20 protein-coding genes are annotated in these 19,025 nt (G+C 64.9%); 7 read left to right on the forward strand and 13 right to left on the reverse strand.

All coding sequences use genetic code 11. The features are described from left to right. Nucleotides 1-267: 267 nt before the first annotated feature. From LRX75_RS18600 to LRX75_RS18620, 5 genes are all read right to left on the reverse strand, one after another. Complete coding sequence (locus LRX75_RS18600) at nucleotides 268-759, reverse strand: F0F1 ATP synthase subunit B (RefSeq protein WP_420851233.1); 492 nt, start codon at nucleotides 757-759, stop codon at nucleotides 268-270. A gap of 12 nt (nucleotides 760-771) precedes the next feature. Then, complete coding sequence (locus LRX75_RS18605) at nucleotides 772-1,380, reverse strand: F0F1 ATP synthase subunit B (RefSeq protein ID WP_231816168.1); 609 nt, start codon at nucleotides 1,378-1,380, stop codon at nucleotides 772-774. 161 nt (nucleotides 1,381-1,541) lie between these two features. Continuing rightward, entirely contained in the window at nucleotides 1,542-1,769 is a 228-nt protein-coding gene (locus LRX75_RS18610) for a F0F1 ATP synthase subunit C (RefSeq protein ID WP_056332699.1), read from the reverse strand. 79 nt (nucleotides 1,770-1,848) lie between these two features. Next, nucleotides 1,849-2,610 (reverse strand): F0F1 ATP synthase subunit A, encoded by a 762-nt coding sequence (locus tag LRX75_RS18615; RefSeq protein WP_280142397.1) that lies wholly within the window; start codon nucleotides 2,608-2,610, stop codon nucleotides 1,849-1,851. 57 nt (nucleotides 2,611-2,667) lie between these two features. Further along, nucleotides 2,668-3,063 (reverse strand): AtpZ/AtpI family protein, encoded by a 396-nt coding sequence (locus LRX75_RS18620; RefSeq protein WP_231816169.1) that lies wholly within the window; start codon nucleotides 3,061-3,063, stop codon nucleotides 2,668-2,670. Nucleotides 3,064-3,206: 143 nt separating this feature from the next. On the opposite strand from LRX75_RS18620, the gene LRX75_RS18625 reads away from it, so the two are divergent. Beyond that, nucleotides 3,207-3,389, forward strand: coding sequence for a hypothetical protein (locus LRX75_RS18625; RefSeq protein WP_231816170.1), 183 nt, complete (start codon nucleotides 3,207-3,209; stop codon nucleotides 3,387-3,389). A gap of 8 nt (nucleotides 3,390-3,397) precedes the next feature. Here the strand turns inward: LRX75_RS18625 and LRX75_RS18630 are convergent, their stop codons facing one another. Continuing rightward, on the reverse strand, nucleotides 3,398-4,558 hold the full coding sequence (locus LRX75_RS18630) for a cell wall hydrolase (RefSeq protein ID WP_231816171.1): 1,161 nt from the start codon (nucleotides 4,556-4,558) through the stop codon (nucleotides 3,398-3,400). Nucleotides 4,559-4,998: 440 nt separating this feature from the next. Between LRX75_RS18630 and LRX75_RS18635 the strand changes: the two genes are divergently transcribed. Next, nucleotides 4,999-5,307 (forward strand): hypothetical protein, encoded by a 309-nt coding sequence (locus LRX75_RS18635; protein ID WP_231816172.1) that lies wholly within the window; start codon nucleotides 4,999-5,001, stop codon nucleotides 5,305-5,307. A 202-nt stretch (nucleotides 5,308-5,509) separates the two neighbouring features. Here the strand turns inward: LRX75_RS18635 and LRX75_RS18640 are convergent, their stop codons facing one another. Beyond that, the gene (locus LRX75_RS18640; RefSeq protein WP_231816173.1) at nucleotides 5,510-6,628 is read right to left on the reverse strand and encodes a helix-turn-helix transcriptional regulator; all 1,119 of its coding nucleotides are present in this window, start codon (nucleotides 6,626-6,628) and stop codon (nucleotides 5,510-5,512) included. Between the two features lie 332 nt (nucleotides 6,629-6,960). Here LRX75_RS18640 and LRX75_RS18645 point away from each other — a divergent pair, with 332 nt between their 5' ends. After that, nucleotides 6,961-7,881: an NmrA family NAD(P)-binding protein gene (locus LRX75_RS18645; protein ID WP_231816174.1), complete on the forward strand. Its 921-nt coding sequence runs from the start codon at nucleotides 6,961-6,963 to the stop codon at nucleotides 7,879-7,881. Between the two features lie 25 nt (nucleotides 7,882-7,906). On the opposite strand, the gene LRX75_RS18650 is transcribed toward LRX75_RS18645, so the two are convergent. From LRX75_RS18650 to LRX75_RS18675, 6 genes are all read right to left on the reverse strand, one after another. Then, on the reverse strand, nucleotides 7,907-9,907 hold the full coding sequence (locus LRX75_RS18650) for a potassium transporter Kup (protein WP_231816175.1): 2,001 nt from the start codon (nucleotides 9,905-9,907) through the stop codon (nucleotides 7,907-7,909). Nucleotides 9,908-9,925: 18 nt separating this feature from the next. Further along, nucleotides 9,926-10,903, reverse strand: a complete 978-nt coding sequence (locus LRX75_RS18655; RefSeq protein ID WP_113151840.1) for a magnesium transporter CorA family protein — start codon at nucleotides 10,901-10,903, stop codon at nucleotides 9,926-9,928. 371 nt (nucleotides 10,904-11,274) lie between these two features. Further along, nucleotides 11,275-12,465, reverse strand: coding sequence for an Mrp/NBP35 family ATP-binding protein (locus LRX75_RS18660; protein ID WP_231816176.1), 1,191 nt, complete (start codon nucleotides 12,463-12,465; stop codon nucleotides 11,275-11,277). Nucleotides 12,466-12,847: 382 nt separating this feature from the next. Then, a complete protein-coding gene (locus tag LRX75_RS18665) occupies nucleotides 12,848-13,612 on the reverse strand; it encodes a helix-turn-helix transcriptional regulator (protein WP_231816177.1) in 765 nt (254 codons plus the stop codon). Between the two features lie 97 nt (nucleotides 13,613-13,709). Next, the gene (locus LRX75_RS18670; protein WP_231816178.1) at nucleotides 13,710-14,441 is read right to left on the reverse strand and encodes a helix-turn-helix transcriptional regulator; all 732 of its coding nucleotides are present in this window, start codon (nucleotides 14,439-14,441) and stop codon (nucleotides 13,710-13,712) included. Between the two features lie 188 nt (nucleotides 14,442-14,629). Continuing rightward, a complete protein-coding gene (locus LRX75_RS18675; RefSeq protein WP_420851237.1) occupies nucleotides 14,630-15,439 on the reverse strand; it encodes an IclR family transcriptional regulator in 810 nt (269 codons plus the stop codon). Between the two features lie 253 nt (nucleotides 15,440-15,692). Between LRX75_RS18675 and LRX75_RS18680 the strand changes: the two genes are divergently transcribed. Genes LRX75_RS18680 through LRX75_RS18695 form a run of 4 tightly spaced genes read left to right on the forward strand, consistent with a single transcriptional unit; the run spans nucleotide 15,693 to nucleotide 18,956 of the window. Then, complete coding sequence (locus LRX75_RS18680) at nucleotides 15,693-16,463, forward strand: SDR family NAD(P)-dependent oxidoreductase (protein ID WP_231816179.1); 771 nt, start codon at nucleotides 15,693-15,695, stop codon at nucleotides 16,461-16,463. Further along, nucleotides 16,460-17,419, forward strand: coding sequence for a 2-dehydro-3-deoxygalactonokinase (locus LRX75_RS18685; protein WP_231816180.1), 960 nt, complete (start codon nucleotides 16,460-16,462; stop codon nucleotides 17,417-17,419). Before LRX75_RS18680 ends, LRX75_RS18685 begins: the two co-directional genes overlap by 4 nt. Before the next feature lie 14 nt (nucleotides 17,420-17,433). Continuing rightward, nucleotides 17,434-18,087, forward strand: a complete 654-nt coding sequence (locus tag LRX75_RS18690; protein WP_231816181.1) for a 2-dehydro-3-deoxy-6-phosphogalactonate aldolase — start codon at nucleotides 17,434-17,436, stop codon at nucleotides 18,085-18,087. Beyond that, on the forward strand, nucleotides 18,084-18,956 hold the full coding sequence (locus LRX75_RS18695; RefSeq protein WP_231816182.1) for an SMP-30/gluconolactonase/LRE family protein: 873 nt from the start codon (nucleotides 18,084-18,086) through the stop codon (nucleotides 18,954-18,956). Before LRX75_RS18690 ends, LRX75_RS18695 begins: the two co-directional genes overlap by 4 nt. Nucleotides 18,957-19,025 lie beyond the last annotated feature (69 nt).

Consider the following 19,025-nt stretch of genomic DNA (forward strand, 5'->3'; position numbering starts at 1 on the left):
TAGATGGTTATCGTCCATTATAACCTCCGGTCTTCGATCACTTCGTGATCCAAGCCCGGTGGTTTCTTTCATACCGCGTAGAACTCTTCCAATCCTCCGCCATAGGCGGAGGTTTTCTTTTGTTAAAACGAAAAAGGCCGGCACGATGGCCAGCCTTTCAATCGTTCAATCCAATGTCCCGGATGTTCGCTCGCCGCGCGGCGTCTTGAATATCCGGACACCCGCGCCTTGCCGTGCCGAAGCACGCGGCTCCGGTGGGGGAAAGCCTCAGTTGAGGCGTGTCTTGACCTCATTGACCGAGCTGGCGAACAGGGCCTGCTGGGTCGAGGCATCGGCCTTGGCGGTGATGACGCGTTCGGCGGCGGCGATGGCGATGTCGACGGCCGTGGCGCGGACGGCGTTGATGGCATCGGTTTCGGCCTGGCGGATCTTCTGCTCCGACAGCGTGGTGCGGCGGGCGACGAATTCTTCCGTCTTCAGCTTGGCATCGGCGGTCAGGGCCTCGGCTTCCCGCTCGGCGGCGGCCACGATGTTGGCGGCTTCCGCTTCGGCTTCCTTGCGCTTCTTCTGGTATTCCACCAGCAGGGCCTGGGCTTCTTCGCGCAGGCGCTTGGCTTCCGCCAGTTCGTTGCGAATGCGCGTCGCGCGCTCGTCGAGCTGCTTGCCCATCATGCCGGGTACCTTGAGGTACACGATGAGCGCGAGGAAGAGAACGAGGCCGACGGTGGCCCAGAATGTCGCCAGAGAGGTCAAATCCATCTGTCTTCTCCCTTACTCTGCCGCAGCCTTGACGGCGGATGCGATTTCGGTGCGCGGCACGTCGCGGCCGAGCAGCTGCTCGACGACGGCGGACGCGGTTTCCTCGGCGATCGCGCCGACATCGGCAAGCGCGCTGGCCTTGATGTCCGCGATGCGGCTCTCGGCGGCGGCGATCTTGTCGTTCAGGGCGGCCTCGATGGCGGCGCGGTCGGCGGCGGCCTTCACCTTGGCGGCCTCGCGGGCGCTGGCGGCGATGGCATTGCCTTTGGCGCGGGCGGCGGCCAGCTCCTGCTCGTAAGAGGCGATGGCGGCGTCCGCCTCCGCCTTGGAGCGCGAAGCAGCGTCGAGATCGCGGGCGATGGCGTCATGGCGATCGCCAAGGATCGTCGCGATCCGCGGCATGATCACCTTCTGCATCAGCAGATAGAACAGGCCGAACGTGATCGCCAGCCACACGAGCTGCGATGCGAATGTCGATTGGTCGAAAGGCGGAAACACGCCGGAGCCGTGGCCACCTTCCGATGCGACACCGGTCTCGGTGTGCACGTCGCCAGGCGCGGCATGGGGTGTCTCGCCCTCGGGAGGTGTGGTTGACTGGGCATAGGCCGCGGTCACGAACATGCTCATCTCCAGGGGCAACTCAAAAGGCAACGCTCATGTCTCCCTCGATAGGCACGAGAGAATGGCGGCACTGTAAAAGGATGACGGGCCGCGAGGATATCGCGGCACTGTCACAGCTGAGTGGGCCGCGACGTGATCGCGGCCCGCCATATTCGTCCGTCTTAGACGGCGAACAGGAGGAGCAGAGCTACGAGCAGCGAGAAGATGCCCAGAGCTTCCGTAACGGCGAAGCCGAATACGAGGCGGCCGAACTGGCTGTCGGCTGCCGACGGGTTGCGAAGTGCGCCCGAGAGGTAGCTGCCGAAGATGTTGCCGAGGCCGAGAGCCGTGCCGGCCATGCCGAGGCATGCCAGACCCGCGCCGATGTACTTTGCTGCTTCCGCTTCCATGTTGATCTCCTTGAGAAGGGTTGTTGCGGCTTTTCTTGGCAGGCGCGACGGTGGTTTGCCGGCCTGCGTGACTTATTCCTCAGTGACCGCCCGGATGGACCGCGTCGTTCAGGTACATGCAGGTGAGTACCGCGAAGACATAGGCCTGAAGGAAGGCGACGAGGAATTCGAGACCCGTGAGCGCCACGGTCATGATGAGAGGCAGGATGGCGCCGCCGATGCCCAGCGCACCCATGGTGCCGAGCGATGCGACGAAGCCTGCAAAGACCTTCAGCGTGATGTGGCCGGCCAGCATGTTGGCGAAGAGACGGACCGACAGGCTGATGGGGCGCGACAGGAACGAGATGATTTCGATGGCGACGACCAGCGGCAACAGGATGCCGGGAACGCCGGAGGGCACGAAGACCTTCAGGAAGCCGAAGCCGTGCTTGTAGAAACCGTAGACCAGCACCGTGCCGATGACGAAGAGCGCCAGCGCGAAGGTGACGATGATCTGGCTGGTGATGGTGAAGAAGTAGGGCACCATGCCGAGAAGGTTCGCCGTCAGGATGAACATGAACAGCGAGAAGACCATCGGGAAGAAGTGCATGCCGTGGCTGCCGGCGCCTTCGCGCAGCATCGAGGCGATGAATTCGTAGGACAGTTCCGACACCGACTGCATGCGGCCGGGAACGACCGAGCGCGGCGTCGTGGTGAAATAGAGGAAGCCGATCGCCACAACCAGCGTCGCGACCATGAACAGGGATGCGTTGGTGAAGGAGAGATTCAGGCCGCCGATATGGATCGGGACGATCTCGTTGATCATAAACTGGTGGGTCGGATCTACCTTATCGCCTGCCACTGTCGTTCTCTCTCGCTCTCAGCCGCTTGAAGCGGTTGTTTCCCGTTGCCGCACCCGTCAGGCGCCGCCATCCTTGTTGTCGTCGCCGACGCCGCCCTGTCCACGCCCCAAATTATCGGAGGCAGTGCGATCGGCGGGATGGGGCGAAGCCACCATGCCTGCAGATCGCATGACGTTCAGCACGCCGGCGCAGAAGCCGAGGAGGAGAAGCACGATCATCCCCCAGGGCGCTGTACCCGCAAAAGTATCCAGAAGATAGCCCAGAAGCGCCCCGACAATGACGGCCGCCACGAATTCGCTCGAAAGCTTGATCGCGACTTGATAGCCCTTGCGGTTCCCGGCAGCCCTCGCCTCGTCCGCCGCGTCGCGGCTGTCATTGCCGCGCCGTTCCGACAGTTGAGCATCGAGGCGTCTGCGCCGTTCCTCCAGACCTTCGTTCCGGTCGTCCGTCATGTGGCCCCTCCCCCGCATCTCCGACCCCACTGATAAACCATGGGAGCGGCCACACAAAGGCCCGATTTGAAGCCACTCTGGCCCGTTTGAAGTCGGCCGCACCATAGTTTTGGCGCCACGCATAGTCAAGGCGAAGACACGCCTTGGCGGACGACAATATTCGACTGACAAATCAACGAGTTGTGATCGAAAAACAGGTGCCGGGCGGAATCTGTCCCCAGCTGTTGCGGGATTGGCCGGCCGCGGTGCGGCGATTGCGGCATCCGCAGGCCGCGCGCGCCGTGGCGCGCGTGCGCCTGCCCGCCGATGATGCGGCGGGCGCCTGACGACCGGCTCAGCTCCAGCCGCCGCCATAGGTGCGGTAGAAGATATGCTTGCCGATCTGGGTCAGCCGCTTCATCGTCGGGCCCCAGTCGGGACGCACATAGGTCGCGTGGTAATGCGTGGCGGAGCCCACTTCGGGCAGCCAGATCTTGCCGGCGGTGACGGCCAGGGCGATCTCCTTGGCGGTCTGCCAGTGGGACGGCGACCAGACGATGTCGGGAATGCGGTCGCAGGCGAACGAGAACTGGCAGCGATTGTAGAGGTTCTTGTTCTGGTAGACGACGCCGCAGATGGAGCCGGGATAGGCCGGATTGCGGACACGGTTGAGGATGACCTGCGCGACGGCGGCCTGACCCTTGACCGATTCGCCGCGCGATTCGAAATAGATGCCCGATGTCAGGCATGTCTGCTCCGCCTCGCTGAAGACGTCGGCCGGCAGCGGATTGGCGGCCCAGGCGTGATCCTCGGGCGAGATATCGGGAATGAAGCGTCCGCTGGCCGTGTCGTCCTTCAGGATCGAATCGAAGGGCGATTCGCGCGCGTAGTCCGGTGCTGCCGGTGCATAGGCGGTGGCGAGTATATCGGCGCGATTGTTGGTGACGAGGCTCGCGATCATCGGCGACAGGGTCTCGTCGCGCTTCGGCGGCGCCTTCTTGTAGAAAGCCGTGGCGATTTCGATTTCCTGACCGCGGATCTTCGGCCTGGCAAAGACCATGCGCTCCTGCGTGTCGAACACAGGCTGCGTCAGCGCGCTGGTGCGCTGCAGGATGGTGCCGGCCGAGAAATCCTTGGGCGGCGTGACCGGCGCGACCGTGACGATGCGGCCTTTCTTGTCCTTGCGGTTGACGCGCTCCTCGTCGGTGCGCGGATCCGACTGCTTGTCGGCGGAGGCGAGCGAAACCTTGCCGCCATCCGGCAGCGTCATGCCGGCGCCGTCGCCGAGCGCCGCGGTGGTGATCGGATCGCTGAAGACCATCTCCGCCTCGTGCAGGGAGCCGGCGGGCGACGCCGTCATATGCATCCGCCACCGCTCGCCGCCCCGGTTGATGCCGGAGATGAAGGTGGCGAGATCGGCATGGGCCGAGACGGAGGGAAAGCCGACGAAGAGGCCGAGGGCGAGGAGGAGCGGCGTGGACCAGCGCCGGGAAAGGCCGGGCGAAGCGGCTGCCACGGAGGCAAATACCGGGGACCGGCCCCTGGAACGAACTTTCTGACGCACCGGCAACTCCACGCCCACTCTGGCAACGCACACGCGCAAGACCGCCTGCCCGGCCGAGCGACCGGCCGGAACGCGTTTTTCCGCGAACATCCAACGAAATGGCAGGTTTGGCGCGATCCATTCGAAGCGTCACCAGGCGCCTGCTCTGAGCGTGACAATGAAGCATTAACCTTAATGGGCGGTAAATGCCGGGGCACCAACGGCCCGGGGACCGGCTCCCGACGGGACGGCGGTCAGCGGATAAGACGCTGACGGCGCATGCGCGGCGGGTTTCCGCGCGGCGAACCCGGCATGGATGCGATCGCGTCCCTCATATGGGCGATGGCAGGCGCTCAAGGTCGTCGCATTGTGTGCGGGTCACAGAACGCCTTCAGACCTCGCGAGATCGCTCCATGAAAAAACACGCATCCACCCTTCCCTTCCTCGCGGTCCTCTCGACCGTCTCCCTGCTCTCTTTTCCCGCCGCATCGAAGGATGTCTGCTCCGACGCCTACATGGCGGCGGCGATCCGGCAGGAGGCTGCAAGAGCCCAGAGTGCGACCGGCATATGCCCGACGGCCAAGGCGGGCATCGCGCTCTACACGAAGAGCATCCGGCTGGTGAACGCCTGCCTGCACATCGACAGCCTGAGATCCTACAAAGTCGAACTCGAAAATCTCCTGCAGCAAGCAAAAGACCAGGCAGCAGCCTCCTGCTCCTGATGGGATCAGGGCGTGCGCCATCGCGTTGCCGGGTCGGCGCACTCGGCGGCGGCATCGACGACAAGCGGGAGCTCGGCGGCGGAGCGTGTCGGGCCTGATCCTCGATGTCCCTTCCCGGCCGGATCGGCGAGCGGTACAGGTCCGCCGTGCTCTCGGTTGGCAAGAGATGCCGGAATGGATCGGCGCTTGTTCATCCCCGCGCCTAACCCGACAATGCGAGAGCGACCAGCTGGCTCTGGCGGTTCGTTTCGGTCTTGGCGTAAACCGATTTCAACTGCGTTCGGACCGTGTGAAGGCTGACGCCGCGGGCCTCGGCGTAGTCGCGGGGCGACATTCCCTGGGTAATGGCGAGCGCCAGCGATATCTCGGCCGGCGTGAGACCGAAGCCATGAAGCTTCGTCGGGAGAGCCGTTGCGCAGGGATCGCGAACGAGCAGCAGGGCAATGGGGCGACTTTCGAAGATGCCGTTGAAGATGGCCTGCTCGCGGCCGTTGCGAAAAGGCACGATGGTGGCGCTTGAGGACGCTGCGCCCTTGCGGCGAATGGCGAAATCGCCCTTCAGCTGCCGATACTGGGCGTTCGAAATCTGTTGGAGAGCATCCCGCAGGGCCAGGTCGGCGTGCGGATCGCGCATACTCAGCCGTCCCGTCCGGTCGCAGTAAAGGTCGGTGCTAATCTGGCGCATGCGCGTCCCGGCCTTGTTGGCATGCGTGACGCACCCCGACCGATCGAGGAAGAACACCGCATCGCTGCCGTGCTCCACCGTATCGCGATAATCCTCTCCAGGTGACAGGCGGGGAACATGCGCCATCGTATCGATCGATCGCAGAATGTGCGGCCCGAGGAGGTCGAAGATCCTGCGCATGTTCGCCGTCTGCCGTTCGGACTGGTCGTCCCGCATGGTGGCCGACAGAACCAGAACGCTGCCGGCCGTGCGCTTGAGAACCAGCGCGCCGGCAGCGACGAAATCCTGCCTCCGCAGGAAATCATTGTAGAATTCGGTTTTGACGAGGTCGCGCCGTGCGTAGAAGTCATCCGTATGAATCGAGCGCCCGACCGGCACGTCGTTCATCTGCTCGAGCCAGACATTTCGCGTGGCGTAATAGTCGCTGTAGGCCCGCTGGAAGCTGTCGTCCGTTTCGGACGTGATGATGCCGAGACCCGTTCTGCCTGTGACATCATGCGCCTGAAGGCTGATGGTGGTGCCGTCCAGAAGCGTCGACAGGTCCTGAACCACGGTCGACCAAACGGCCGGCTCCAGGCCCCCGTCATAGACCTTCGTCACGAGACTGCTAAACCGATCGACCGTGATCTCAACCATGTCCCTCGCCCGCCCGCACTGCAATAACGCCATACAATCATAAGCAATCGAGAATATGCAACCATCTTGCGAAGCGCGAACAGGAATGTGCAGGCGGACATCCTGCGTTCCGCGCGGTTGACTTTCACGACGCCCTCGGCTTTCATCGCGGTGTCAAAATGGCAGGCTTGGTCTGGGTAGGCCCGAGCCCTCTCCCGTGTCGGGAAAGCTCTTTTCGCGTCGGACCGATGCGATCCCCGACAGTCCCCGCACGCATGTCGTGCTTTCGGGTCTGCTCGGTGCCGTTGACGACGATACCGCTCCGACAGGCCGTTCTGAAGGAGCAGATCTTCATGATCCCGATCGACCGATCAAAACCGATCCTCGTCTTTCTTGCCGGGGGTGTGCAGGGCAGCGCCGTTGTGCGCGCCACGCTGGCGCGCGGACTCCGGGTCCGCGCGCTGGTGCGCGACAGGGCGCGTGCAACGGCGCTCGCATTGCCCGGCGTCGAATGGGCGGACGGCGATCTCGAGGACGAAGCGAGCCTTGCCGCGGCAAGTCGCGGCATCGACCATGCCGTGCTTCAGGTGCCAATCGGACCGGCGGAAGCGATGGTCGCACAGGCGCGGAACGCACTCTGCGCCTTCCGGGCCGCGGGTGTGAAAGCCTTCGTTCTCAAGCTCGCCAGCGCCAGCCGGCCGGTCTCGTGCGGGGAGCCGAGCTTCGCGGCCAACCGGATGATCGAGGATGCGGCGCGCAGCTTCGGTCTGCCGTTCGCGGTTGTGCGCCCCACGATGTATCTCGACAATCTCCTGAAGGCCTCGGCCCGTGCCGAGATCATGACTGACGGCGTGTTCGCGCCGCCGATCCCGGCGGCACAGCGCATCGCCTGGACCTCCGCCGACGATTGCGCCGAGGCCGCCCTGATGCTTCTGGAACAGGGCCGGATGGGCGGCGATCATCGCATCGCCGGGCCGGAAAGCCTGACCGGAGATGCGTTCGCGGCGCGTGTCGGCGCCGGGCTCGGTCGCACCGTCCGCTATCGCGGCCAGACGCTGGACGCGTTCGAGCGCGAGGTCGACGCGGCCATGGGCGCGGGCGTCGGGCGGCGTGTCGCCTCGAAATTCCGCTATTTCGCCGCTTGTCCCGAGGAAGCGGACGCCATTCTCGCGCAGCCCTTCGTGTCGCAGCCGGGCTTGGAAAACTTTCGTCCGACGCCTGTGGAACGCTGGGTTCGGGCGCACCGGGGAGATTTCACGATGCAGCTGCCGTGAGGCCTCGCAAAGGAACGAAACGTCCTCAGATGATCACATGCGACCCCAGTTCCACCACGCGGTTGGTCGGCAGGCGGAAATAGTCGGAGGGGTCGATGGCGGCGTTGGCCATGGCGATGAACAGGCGGTCCTGCCATTCGGGCATGCCGGACTGCGCGTCCGGCACGAGTTTGCGGCGGCCGAGATAGAAGGAGGTCGACATGATGTCGAACTTCAGGCCGCTCTTGCGAAACAGGCCGAGCGTCTGCGAGACGTTCTGGGTTTCCATGAAGCCGAAACGCATTTCGAGCAGGCTGAACCGGTCCGAGAGCTTCGTCGCGCTGACGCGGTACTCCTTGGAAACGACCGGGGTGTTCGTCGTGCGGATGGTGAGGATGAAGTTCTGCGCGTGCAGGACGTGGTTGTGCTTGATGTTGTGCAGGAGGGCGGCGGGGGCGGATTCCGGGTCGCTCGTCAGGAAGATCGCGGTGCCTGGTACCTCCACCGGCGCATGCTCGCTCTTGCGCTCGATCGACTTGATGAAGGCGGCGAGCGGGATGTTGGTGTGGCGCGTCTTGTCCTGCAGGATCTTGGTGCCGCGCCGCCAGGTCCACATGACCAGCACGAAGCTGGCGGCGATCATGACGGGGACATAGCCGCCATCGTGGATCTTCAACAGGTTTGCGCCGAGGAAGACCGATTCGAGCGCCAGCAGCGGCATCAGGAGACCGATGGCGAGCGCAAGCGGCCAGCGCCAGCGCATGCGGACGAACTGGAAGGCGAGCAGCGTATCCACCACCATGGCCCCGGTGACGGAGATGCCATAGGCGGTGGCGAGCGATTCCGACGAGCCGAAGATGAAGACCAGCGCCATGACGCCGAACATCAGGATGATGTTGACGTTGGGCACGTAGATCTGCCCCGTATTGGTTTCCGACGTGTGGAGGATCGCCATGCGCGGCAGGAAGCCGAGATTGATGGCCTGGCGGGTCAGCGAAAAGGCGCCGGTGATGACCGCCTGGGCGGCGATGATGGTGGCGGCCGTCGCGAGGATGACGATCGGCAGCAGCGCCCATTCCGGAAACATCAGGTAGAACGGGTCCGACATCGCTTCGGGGTGCTTCAGCACCATGGCGCCCTGCCCCAGATAGTTCAGCGCCAGCGCCGGGAAGACGAGGCAGATCCAGGCGCCCTGTATCGGTCGCCGGCCGAAATGGCCGAGATCGGCATAGAGCGCCTCGGCCCCGGTGACCGTGAGGAAGACGGCGCCGAGCACGACGATGCCAACGAAGCCCGCATGGATGAGAAAGCGGACGGCATGGTAGGGATTGAAGGCGGCGAGGATGCCGTAATCGTCGTGGATATGGCTGAAGCCGATGACGGCGAGGACGACGAACCAGACCAACATGATCGGCCCGAAGAACTTCGACACGGCTTCCGTGCCGCGCGACTGGACCGCGAAGAGCGCGAGCAGGATGACGACCGAGATCGGCACGACGTAATCGCTGAAGGACGGCGCGACGAGTTTCAGGCCTTCGACGGCCGAGAGGACGGAGAGCGCCGGGGCGATGATCGCGTCGCCCATGAAGAGGGCCGCACCGGCAATGCCCATGAAGAAGAGATAGGCGGAGTGCCCGCGCGTGAACTTCATGAGGAGCGCCAGCAGCGACAGGGTGCCGCCCTCGCCATTGTTGTCGGCGCGCAGGAGGAAGATGACGTATTTCAGCGTGACGATGATGGTCAGCGTCCAGATCATCAGCGATACGAGGCCGATGATCTCGCCGCGCGTCACGCCATCCACGGCCACGGGGCGCAGCGCCTCGCGAAACGCATAGAGCGGGCTCGTGCCGATATCGCCATAGACGACGCCGATCGAGCCGATGGCGAGGCCGAGATAGCCGTGCTTGCCGCCATGGGCCTGATCATGGCCCGCGGCATGGCCGTGCCCATGCCCGTAACCATGGCCTTGGAACTGGCCGGATGCCTGCCCGCCGCTGCCGGCCGCCGTTTCGCGGCTCTCGGGAGCCTTGATATCCTTGTGCGCCATGAGAGATGATCCGGCCCGTCAGAGCCAGCCTTTCCAGCGAAAGATATAGAACGGGACGATGGCCGAGACCACCATGGCGACGAGCGCCATCGGATAGCCGTAGGTCCAGTGGAGTTCCGGCATGATCTCGAAGTTCATGCCGTAGAGCGAGGCGACCAGCGTCGGCGGCAGAAAGACGACCGAGGCGATGGAGAAGATCTTGATGATCGCGTTCTGCTCGACGCTGATGAGGCCGAGCGAGGCATCGAGAAGGAAGGTGATATTGCCGAAGATGAAGGAGGCGTGCTCCGTCAGCGACTGTACGTCGCGGGTGACGGTGCGGCACAGCTCCTTGGCTTCGCGCGTCTCCTGCAGAGCCGGCACGGTGTAGAGGAAGGTCAGCACGCGGGAGAGCGAGGCGAGGCTGTCGCGGGTCTTGGCCACCAGCCGGTGATGCGAGGCGACATCGAGCAGGCGGGCCTCCAGATAATGCGGCGGGCGCCGCTTGTTCTGGGTGCGATCGCCGAAAACCTGCTGGGAGAGCTTGTCGAGGCTGGCGACCGCGTGTTCCAGGATTTCGGCCGTGCGGTCGGAGATGGTCTCGAACAGGCGGGCGAGCATCATCGCGCCGTTGGAGCAGCCGCCGACGATGCGCGGCAGGCCGGCGCGGAAGAGATCGAAGGCCTTCGGCTCGTCGTAGCGCACGGTGATGAGCTTGTCGCGCGCCAGCACGAAGGCGACGTCGGTGATATCCGGATGGCCGCTATCGGCGCGACAGACGAGCGAGGCGGTCATGAACACGGCATCCGGCGTCGTGTACATGCGGCTCGACGGCTCGATGTCCTTCAGGTCTTCGCGTGTGGGGATCTCGATCTGCAGATAGCGCTCGATCAGGTGATCTTCCGCGCGGTCCGGGCGCAGCATGTCGATCCAGACGATATCCTCGGGCATGGCCGCCGCCGGAGAGGCGGCGTCGATGACCATCGCCTCGCCCCGGGCGTCATAGACAGTGATCATGGTGTGAACCTCGTGCCGCGGGCCTTGGTGACGCGAGGTCACGGGAGCGTGCGGATTTATCCCTGGGAGTGAACGGCGAAAGGAGCGGCTGAACGTAAAACCCTGACGAGCGGACCTGCAGCGGGCGGATACGAGACCCCGTTCCTGCGGCCGGAACCGTCGTTTCAAGGACGGGCCTTCCGCAACGGGATCGCGACCGACCGGCGTGCGGACAGGCATATGACGCAAGGCCCTTCCAAAATCAACCGTCATCCGGTCCCCGCGCCATCCTTCAGCCACAGGACTTAACGGCCGCGGCGGCGGGAATGTCAACCGGGATCGGCGCGGGATCGCCCGATCTGCGGCGCGAAGACACGTCTGCGGACGGTGGCCTACTCGAAGACGATCGACGGCCTCTCGCGCGAGGTGTCCGCTTTGGCGGCGGCGACCTGTTCCCAGACCCTGGTGGCGATGTCGCGGTAGACGGCGGCGACCGGCCCGTCCGGCTCCAGCGCGACCAGCGGCGTTCCCGCGTCGGACGTCTCGCGGATGGCGATGGTCAGGGGGACTTCGCCCAGGAAGGGCACGCCGATGCGCTCCGCTTCACTGCGGGCGCCGCCATGGCCGAAAATGTCGTAGCGGGCGCCGGTATCGGGCGCGATGAAGTAGCTCATGTTCTCGACGATGCCGAGCACGGGGACCTCGACCTTGCGGAACATGGCCAGACCCTTGCGCGCGTCGATCAGCGCGAGATCCTGCGGCGTGGAGACGATGACGGCGCCGGCGAGCGGCACCTGCTGCGCCATCGTCAGCTGCGCGTCGCCGGTGCCGGGCGGCATGTCGACCACGAGCACGTCGAGCTCGCCCCAGGCGACCTCGCGCAGCATCTGCAGCAGCGCCGACTGGATCATCGGGCCGCGCCAGATCATCGCGACCTCCTCGTCGACAAGGAAACCCATCGACATGACCTTGAGGCCGTAATTCTCCATCGGCTTGATCATCTTGCCGCCGATCTGCTCCGGCCGGCCGGAGATCTTCAGGAGCCGCGGCATGGAGGGGCCATAGATATCCGCGTCGAGAATGCCGACCTTGAGGCCATTGGCGTGAAGCGCGAGCGCGAGGTTGGCCGAGGTGGTGGACTTGCCGACACCGCCCTTGCCCGAGGCGACCGCGATGATGGCGCCGACGCCGGGAATTCCGGCCTTGACGGGCCCGCGCGGCGCGGGATGGGCGTGCGCGGGGGCGGCGGGGCCGGGTTTGCGACCGGCCGGACCACCGGCGACGGGCGGCGCCGGCGGGCGCGCAGCCGCTGCCCCGGCCTTGCGGTCGGCGGTCAGCGCGACCATGGCGCCCTTGACGCCGGGGATATCCTTGACGACGCGTTCGGCTGCGGCGCGCAAGGGGTCGAGTTCGCGGGCGCGCTCGGCCGGCACGGTGATGGAGAAATACACCTTGGCATCCGAGATGAAGACATCGGAGACGAGGCCGAGATCGACGATATTGCCGTCCAGCTCCGGGCCACGCACGGCCCTCAGGGCGTCGAGCACCTTTTCCTTGCTTACCTCGGCGTGATCAGCGGCCATCGTCTTTTTCCCTGCGCGACGATGCGCGAGCCGCGCATCTCCTGGGAGCTAGATAATCGAGCCGGGCCACTTCGCCAATGGAAAGACGGGAAAAGATGTCCGGACCCGAGGTCTCGGCGCTCGAGAATGACAAAGGCCGCCTTTCGCGTCCGTGTCCGTTCATCCGGGATCACGTCAGCGAAAGACGGCCTTGTTCGCGACCTTCTGGGGCGCAGTTCTTATCGTATGGTCCCCTCTGGACCTTGCCTGAAGAGATGCAGGAAGCGTGCCAGTTGAAAAATCCCGCCTCCGTGGCGTCGCTCGTCCAAAGCTTGATGGCATCTGCCCATTTCGCGGGCAGAATTTCACGCGCTGCATCTTATTCAGACGCGGGGACGCCGCGTCAGCTGATCAGGCCGAGGCGCATGGCTTTGACGACGGCCTGAACGCGGTTCGTGGCATCGAGCTTCTTGGCGACGTGGTTGAGGTAGTGATTGACCGTGTGTTCGGAGAGGCCGAGGATATCGGCGATTTCCGAGCTGGTCTTGCCGGCGGCGGTCCAGTTCAGACACTGGATCTCGCGGTCCGACAGATCGACCTTCTCCTTCTCCTGGCCCATGCCGCCGATGCCGACCAGCCGATTGTAAACGTGCAGGCAGATCATGTGCAGATCGGTCATGACCTCGATGGCGAGGTCGGGCTTCCGGCTGAGAAGGACGAACACGGCCCGTCCCCCGGCGGCATCGTGGACAGGGAAAAAATAGGTTTCGCAGAAATCCATTTCCTTCACGAGCGTTTCCCGCTCGGGCTGGAAGGCCCCCCCCACATCTCTGCGGCAATCCTCCACGGCCATGCGGAACGGCGTCGTCGTCGTGCGCAGCATGACGAAGGCCTGATTCTCGTGCACCGAGCCGCTGTCGTCATAGCGCCGGATGATGTCGTCGGGGACGTTGGAGAGGATGGCGACCTCGGAATATTTCGTCTGGTCGACCGTCGGCATCGTACAGAGGAGAAAGAAGGGAAAGCCCCGCGCGGTGGTGATGCGCGTCATATGGGCGAGCACGTCGTCCCGGCTTTTCAGCCGGGCAATCTCGGCGATGTCGTTTTCGGACGCATCTGCCGCCCATCCACCCTCCGGCATGGCGGCATTGGGCTTCATGTCCGGCATGGAGTGCCTCCATCCCCCCACCGCAGGCCCTCGTGCGGGCCCGCCATCGCGGGCACCGCAGCCTGCCTCCTCATCCTGTGCTGCAACGGCACTCGGTTCACGTGATCAACCCAGCCCGCAGAGCCTTGGCGATCGTCTGGACGCGGTTGACCGAGTCCAGCTTTCGGGTCGCACGGTTGAGGTAGTGATTGACGGTATATTCCGACAGGTTGAGCAAACGTGCCATCTCGACGGTGGTCTTGCCGCCGGCGGCCAGCCGCAGGCATTCGATCTCGCGGCGGGACAGGGAGCCGGGTGCGCGCCGCGAGCCCGACCAGATCTCGCTCAGCCGATTGAAGGCATGCCCCGCCACGAAGGTCACCACGTTCAGCTCCTGCCGGTTCAGCTGCGGCCGGTCACCGCCGAAGGCCACGGCGCTGCGCCGGCCATCGGCATCGTGAACGGGCACGAAAACCATGCGCCCGAAACCCGAACGCGCGAACAGGCCCTTGGCGATCTTCACCGTCCTGACGAAGGCCAGAGGCGAGGTGTTGTCGATGGTGAAGGGCACGGTGCTGACCCGCAGCTGCTCGAACACCGGACTTGTCTTCAACAGGCCCAGCGCATCGTACTGCCGGACGATCTCCATCGGCCAGTTCGTCATCATGACAAGCTTGCCCAGCGACGAGACCGACCGGGATGGCAGGGACAGGACGGCGAAGCCCTGGAACGCATAGAGCTCGCAGATGCTCTCGAACAAGCTGCGCACATCGCTTTCCTCATCCAGGTTGCCGATCCTCCAGCTGTTGCCGGAAACGACAATCTCGGGCGAGACGCTCCTCGAACCCATGAACATTCCTTTGAGTGATTACGATTGCCGTAGCGAAGTCCAACAACGTGATTGAAGCACGTGCCACCATCTGAAACGATTCCGGTGGGCTTTTTTGCCAGATCCGCTGTCATTCCACTATAAATAAAGTCCGTGTGGCGTCTAGCACCACTTAGCAATTGGTCTGATAAATACACAAGACCGATGTGCTACCTGTCCGGCATCGACACGGGGCAGAGACCGACAGCCGCATCGTGCGAAATGGCATTCGCCGCATCCCTGACCAGTCCCGACCATGCCTCCAGCTGACCGATCGTCACGCGATAGGCCGGCCCGGTGACGGAGATACCGCCCACGATTCCCCGGCTTTCCCCGGCTTCGTCGCCTGTTGCGACCGGTGCGGCGACGCAGCGGATTTCCACTTCATGCTCCTCCGCGTCGATGGCGTAGCCGCGTCCGCGGATGCGGTCGAGGTCGGCAACCAGGGCGCCCCGCGACCGATGCGTATTGGCCGTGAAGGGGTAATAGACGATGCGCGCGAGGCGATCATCCAGCCGCGCCGGCGGCAAGACGGATAGTGCAGCCTTACCTAGCCCCGTGCAATAGGCCGGCGAAACCCGGCCGATCTGACTCTCCATCCGAACCGTCTGGCGGCTTTCTACCTTGTCGAGATAGATGATCTCGGTATTGCGCAGCACGCCCAGATGAACCGTTTCGCCTGTTTCCGCGTGAAGACGATCGAGATGTGGCCGGGCGATTCGTCTGAGGTCGTTGCGCGACCATGCCCGATGCGCGAAGGACAGCAATCGCAGGCCCGGCTCGTAGGCGAGGTCCGCACGCTGGAACAGCAGGCCTTCATCGACCAGATGCGACAGATGCCGGTGCAGCGTGCCGCGCGGCTGGCGCGTGAGCGCATGAATATCGGTAAAGCGCAGCGGCCTGTCCGCGTTGACCACGAGCTCAAGCACGGCCATCGCCTTTCCCAGCGTTCCCGTATCCGCCGCGGACTCGGGCGCCACGCGGTTGCCCGCATGGGTCGTCGTGCTGCCGTCGCTGGTCGATGTCGCCACTCTGCCGTCTTTCGCCCGCCGGTCCCACCGGTGGTTCCGCACCCTGCTTCGTGCCCTGATCCGTCCCCGGCGCCTTGGTGCCCCGCACCTTTCCGCCTTGACACCCAGCCACGATGTGGCCGATATTCCACATAATAAACGATTGTTCCGAATATTGGAACACAAAACTGAAATGTCTGCCTGGAGGGAGGGCGTCGACAGCATGCCGGGCCCTTCTGCAACGTTTCCGGATCTCGCAGATCGTGGCGTTCTCATCACCGGCGGAGCCTCAGGCATCGGCGCAGACTTGGTTGAAGGTTTCGTTCGCCAGGGTGCGCGGGTCGCGTACATCGACATCAACGCAGATATGGCGGCGGAAGTTTCAGCGCGCCTGAAAGACGTCGGACCGCATGCGCCGCTCTTCATCGAGGCGGACCTTCGGGACGTCGCCGGCATCCCCGCGCTCGTCGATCGCGCGGCGGACGCGCTGGGTGGCCTGAAGGTGCTCGTCAACAATGCGGCCCGCGACGACCGTCAGGTTTTCGGGACGATCACCGAAGCCGGCTGGGACGGAAACCTCAGCATCAATCTGAAGCCTGTCTTCTTCATGAGCCAGGCGGCCGCGCCTTATCTGACGGCCGGTCGTGGCGGCGCCATCGTCAATTTCTCCTCGATCGCCTATCTCCTCAACATGGGCGACTTCCCGGCCTATGCGACCGCGAAGGCCGGGATCGTCGGCCTGACGAAGTCGCTTGCCGGCGCGCTCGGCCCCTCCGGCGTGCGCGTCAACGCGCTGCTGCCGGGCATGGTGGTCACCGAGCGGCAGAAGGCGCTGTGGCTGACGGAGGACAGCATCGAGGCGATGCGCCGGCGGCAGTGCCTTCCCGAAACGCTTTATGCCGACGACCTCGTCGGCCCCTGCCTCTTCCTCGCCTCCGACTGTTCGGCGCGGATGACGGCCCAGACGATGATCATCGACGGAGGTGTCTTGTGACGACAACGGTAAGCCATGCGGCGGCACGCTATGCGGCGGCGGATTGGGGGACGTCGAGTTTCCGGATCTGGCTGATCGGCGAGACGGGCGAGGCCCTGAGCGAGCGCCGCAGCGCCGAGGGCATGACGACGGCGGCAAAGACCGGGTTTTCCCCGGTGCTGGAACAGCATCTGGAGGCCATGGGCGCTGCCGACACGCTGCCGGTGGTGATCTGCGGCATGGCCGGGGCGCGGCAGGGCTGGGTGGAAGCGGGCTATCTCGATACGCCGGCCGCCCTCTCCGACATCGTCCGCCATGCCGTCGTCGTGCCCGACGACCGGCGCGATATCCGCATCCTGCCGGGGCTCGCCCAGCGCGATGCGGCCAGCCCCGACGTGATGCGCGGCGAGGAAACGCAGCTGCTCGGCAGCGTCGGCGCGCTGTCCGGCACGCGGCTCGTCTGCATGCCGGGCACGCACAGCAAATGGGTGCGGGTTGCCGACGGCAAGGTCGAGCGGTTCTCGACCTTCATGAGCGGCGAGCTGTTCGACGTCGTGTCGCGGCACTCGATCCTCAGCCATGCGGTGGCCGATGCCGGCGCCTTCGACGGGACGCATCCGGCCTTCGTCGCGGCCGTCGCCGAGGCGATGGCGAACCCGGCCATGGCGACCAATCTGCTCTTCACCGTCCGCTCCGGCCAGCTGCTGCACGGGCACGGCGCGACCGAGGCGAAGGCGCGTCTGTCCGGGCTGATGATCGGCCTGGAGATCGCGGGGGCTGCGACCATGACGGCCGACGCCCAGACGCCGGTCAGCCTTGTCGCCTCCGGCCCGCTTGCCGGGCTCTACACGCAGGCCCTCACGGCTGCCGGGCTTCAGAGCCAGCTCGTCGATGCCGACGAGGCCGTTCGCGACGGGCTGGCGGCGGCCGCCAGGGCGCTCTGGCCGGCCTCCGTCCAAACCCTTTCCGCCGTTTGAAGAAAGACGAGATCATGACACGCGTTCCCTTCCCCACCATGAAATATCCGCTGATCGCCATCCTGCGCGGGCTGAAGCCCGAGGAGACGGAGGCGGCGATCTCGGCGCTGGTCGAGGCCGAATTCACGGCCATCGAAATTCCGCTGAACTCGCCGGATCCGTTCCGCTCGATCGAGATCGCCGTGAAGACGGCGCCGGCCAACTGCCTGATCGGCGCCGGCACGGTGCTGACCAAGGACCAGGTCGAGCGGCTGGAGCAGGCCGGCGGCCGGCTGTTCGTGAGCCCGAATGTCGATGTCGACGTCATCGCGCATGCCGCATCGAAGGGCATGGTGACCATGCCCGGCGTCTTCACGCCCACCGAGGCGCTGGCGGCGGCGGCGGCCGGCGCGACGGGACTCAAGTTCTTTCCGGCGAGCGTGCTCGGCGCCTCCGGCATCTCGGCCATCCGCGCCGTTCTGCCGACCGATCTGGAGATCGCGGCCGTCGGCGGCGTTTCGGAAGCCAATTTCGCGGAATATGCCAAGATCGGCATCAAGAGCTTCGGGCTCGGGTCCAGCATCTACAAGATCGGCATGAGCGCTGCCGAGATCGGCGACCGCGCCCGCATCACCACCAAGGCCTATGACGCTGTCTATGGAACATCGGGCTATGGAGCGTCCGCATGAGTGCCAACGCGAAAATCGTCAGCGACAATCCCTCGGAGCTCGGCGAGGGTCCGGTCTACGATCCCTCGACCGGCACCGTCTGGTGGTTCAACATCGTCGGGCGCGAGCTGCACGGGCTGCATCTCGACAGCCAGGCCAAGAGCGTTCAGCCGCTGAACTTTCTCGCCAGCGTCATGGCGCTGGTGGATGGGGAACGGCAGCTGATCGCCAGCGACCAGGGCCTTTTCCTGCGCGATGCCGAGACCGGCGCCTTCGAGACCTATGCCGAGATCGAGGACAAGCCGGGCAACCGCACGAATGACGGGCGCGTGCATGCCTCGGGCGCCCTCTGGATCAGCACGATGGGCCGGAGCGCGGAGACGAACGCCGGCGCGATCTACCATGTCGCCCGGGGCAAGGTGACGCGCATCGTCGGCGACATCACCATTCCGAACGGCATCTGCTTCTCGCCGGACGGCCGCATCGGCTACTACTCCGACACGGCGCTCAACCGCTTCATGCGCGTGGCGCTCGATCCCGCGACGGGCCTGCCCGTGGGCGAGCCGGCGCTGATGGTCGAGGAGCCGGAGAGCGAAGGCGGATTCGACGGTGCGGTCTGCGATGCCGAAGGGCTGATCTGGGCCGCCCGCTGGGGTGCCTCCGCCATCGACGTCTACTCGCCCGAGGGCAAGCGTCTCGCCCGGCACAGTGTGCCGGTGTCGCAGCCGAGCTGCCCGGCCTTCGTCGGACGCAGTGCCGACCGTGTGCTCTTCACCTCGGCCTGGCAGGGACTGGACGAGGCCAAGCGCTCGAAAGACCCGGATGCCGGCAAGACCTTCCTGCTCGATATCGACGTGAAAGGCCGGTTCGAGCCCGTCTACGTGCTCTGATCGCCGCTGCCGATCGCGCGTCCCGGGAGGAGAGCGTCATCGGTGATTTACAGTCGAGACGGTAAAAAG

It is taken from the genome of Rhizobium quercicola (genome assembly GCF_021168455.1).
GTDB classification, from domain to species: Bacteria; Pseudomonadota; Alphaproteobacteria; order Rhizobiales; family Rhizobiaceae; genus Ferranicluibacter; species Ferranicluibacter quercicola.

What these genes read in the sequence shown, in the direction of transcription:
- LRX75_RS18680 (WP_231816179.1), top strand. Translation starts at nt 15,693, where the DNA reads ATGCCGGGCCCTTCTGCAACGTTTCCGGATCTCGCAGATCGTGGCGTT.
- LRX75_RS18620 (WP_231816169.1), bottom strand. Translation starts at nt 3,063, where the DNA reads ATGACGGACGACCGGAACGAAGGTCTGGAGGAACGGCGCAGACGCCTC.
- LRX75_RS18600 (WP_420851233.1), bottom strand. Translation starts at nt 759, where the DNA reads ATGGATTTGACCTCTCTGGCGACATTCTGGGCCACCGTCGGCCTCGTT.
- LRX75_RS18650 (WP_231816175.1), bottom strand. Translation starts at nt 9,907, where the DNA reads ATGGCGCACAAGGATATCAAGGCTCCCGAGAGCCGCGAAACGGCGGCC.
- LRX75_RS18635 (WP_231816172.1), top strand. Translation starts at nt 4,999, where the DNA reads ATGAAAAAACACGCATCCACCCTTCCCTTCCTCGCGGTCCTCTCGACC.
- LRX75_RS18665 (WP_231816177.1), bottom strand. Translation starts at nt 13,612, where the DNA reads ATGCCGGACATGAAGCCCAATGCCGCCATGCCGGAGGGTGGATGGGCG.
- LRX75_RS18610 (WP_056332699.1), bottom strand. Translation starts at nt 1,769, where the DNA reads ATGGAAGCGGAAGCAGCAAAGTACATCGGCGCGGGTCTGGCATGCCTC.
- LRX75_RS18670 (WP_231816178.1), bottom strand. Translation starts at nt 14,441, where the DNA reads ATGGGTTCGAGGAGCGTCTCGCCCGAGATTGTCGTTTCCGGCAACAGC.
- LRX75_RS18660 (WP_231816176.1), bottom strand. Translation starts at nt 12,465, where the DNA reads ATGGCCGCTGATCACGCCGAGGTAAGCAAGGAAAAGGTGCTCGACGCC.
- LRX75_RS18605 (WP_231816168.1), bottom strand. Translation starts at nt 1,380, where the DNA reads ATGTTCGTGACCGCGGCCTATGCCCAGTCAACCACACCTCCCGAGGGC.
- LRX75_RS18645 (WP_231816174.1), top strand. Translation starts at nt 6,961, where the DNA reads ATGATCCCGATCGACCGATCAAAACCGATCCTCGTCTTTCTTGCCGGG.
- LRX75_RS18690 (WP_231816181.1), top strand. Translation starts at nt 17,434, where the DNA reads ATGACACGCGTTCCCTTCCCCACCATGAAATATCCGCTGATCGCCATC.
- LRX75_RS18695 (WP_231816182.1), top strand. Translation starts at nt 18,084, where the DNA reads ATGAGTGCCAACGCGAAAATCGTCAGCGACAATCCCTCGGAGCTCGGC.
- LRX75_RS18640 (WP_231816173.1), bottom strand. Translation starts at nt 6,628, where the DNA reads ATGGTTGAGATCACGGTCGATCGGTTTAGCAGTCTCGTGACGAAGGTC.
- LRX75_RS18655 (WP_113151840.1), bottom strand. Translation starts at nt 10,903, where the DNA reads ATGATCACTGTCTATGACGCCCGGGGCGAGGCGATGGTCATCGACGCC.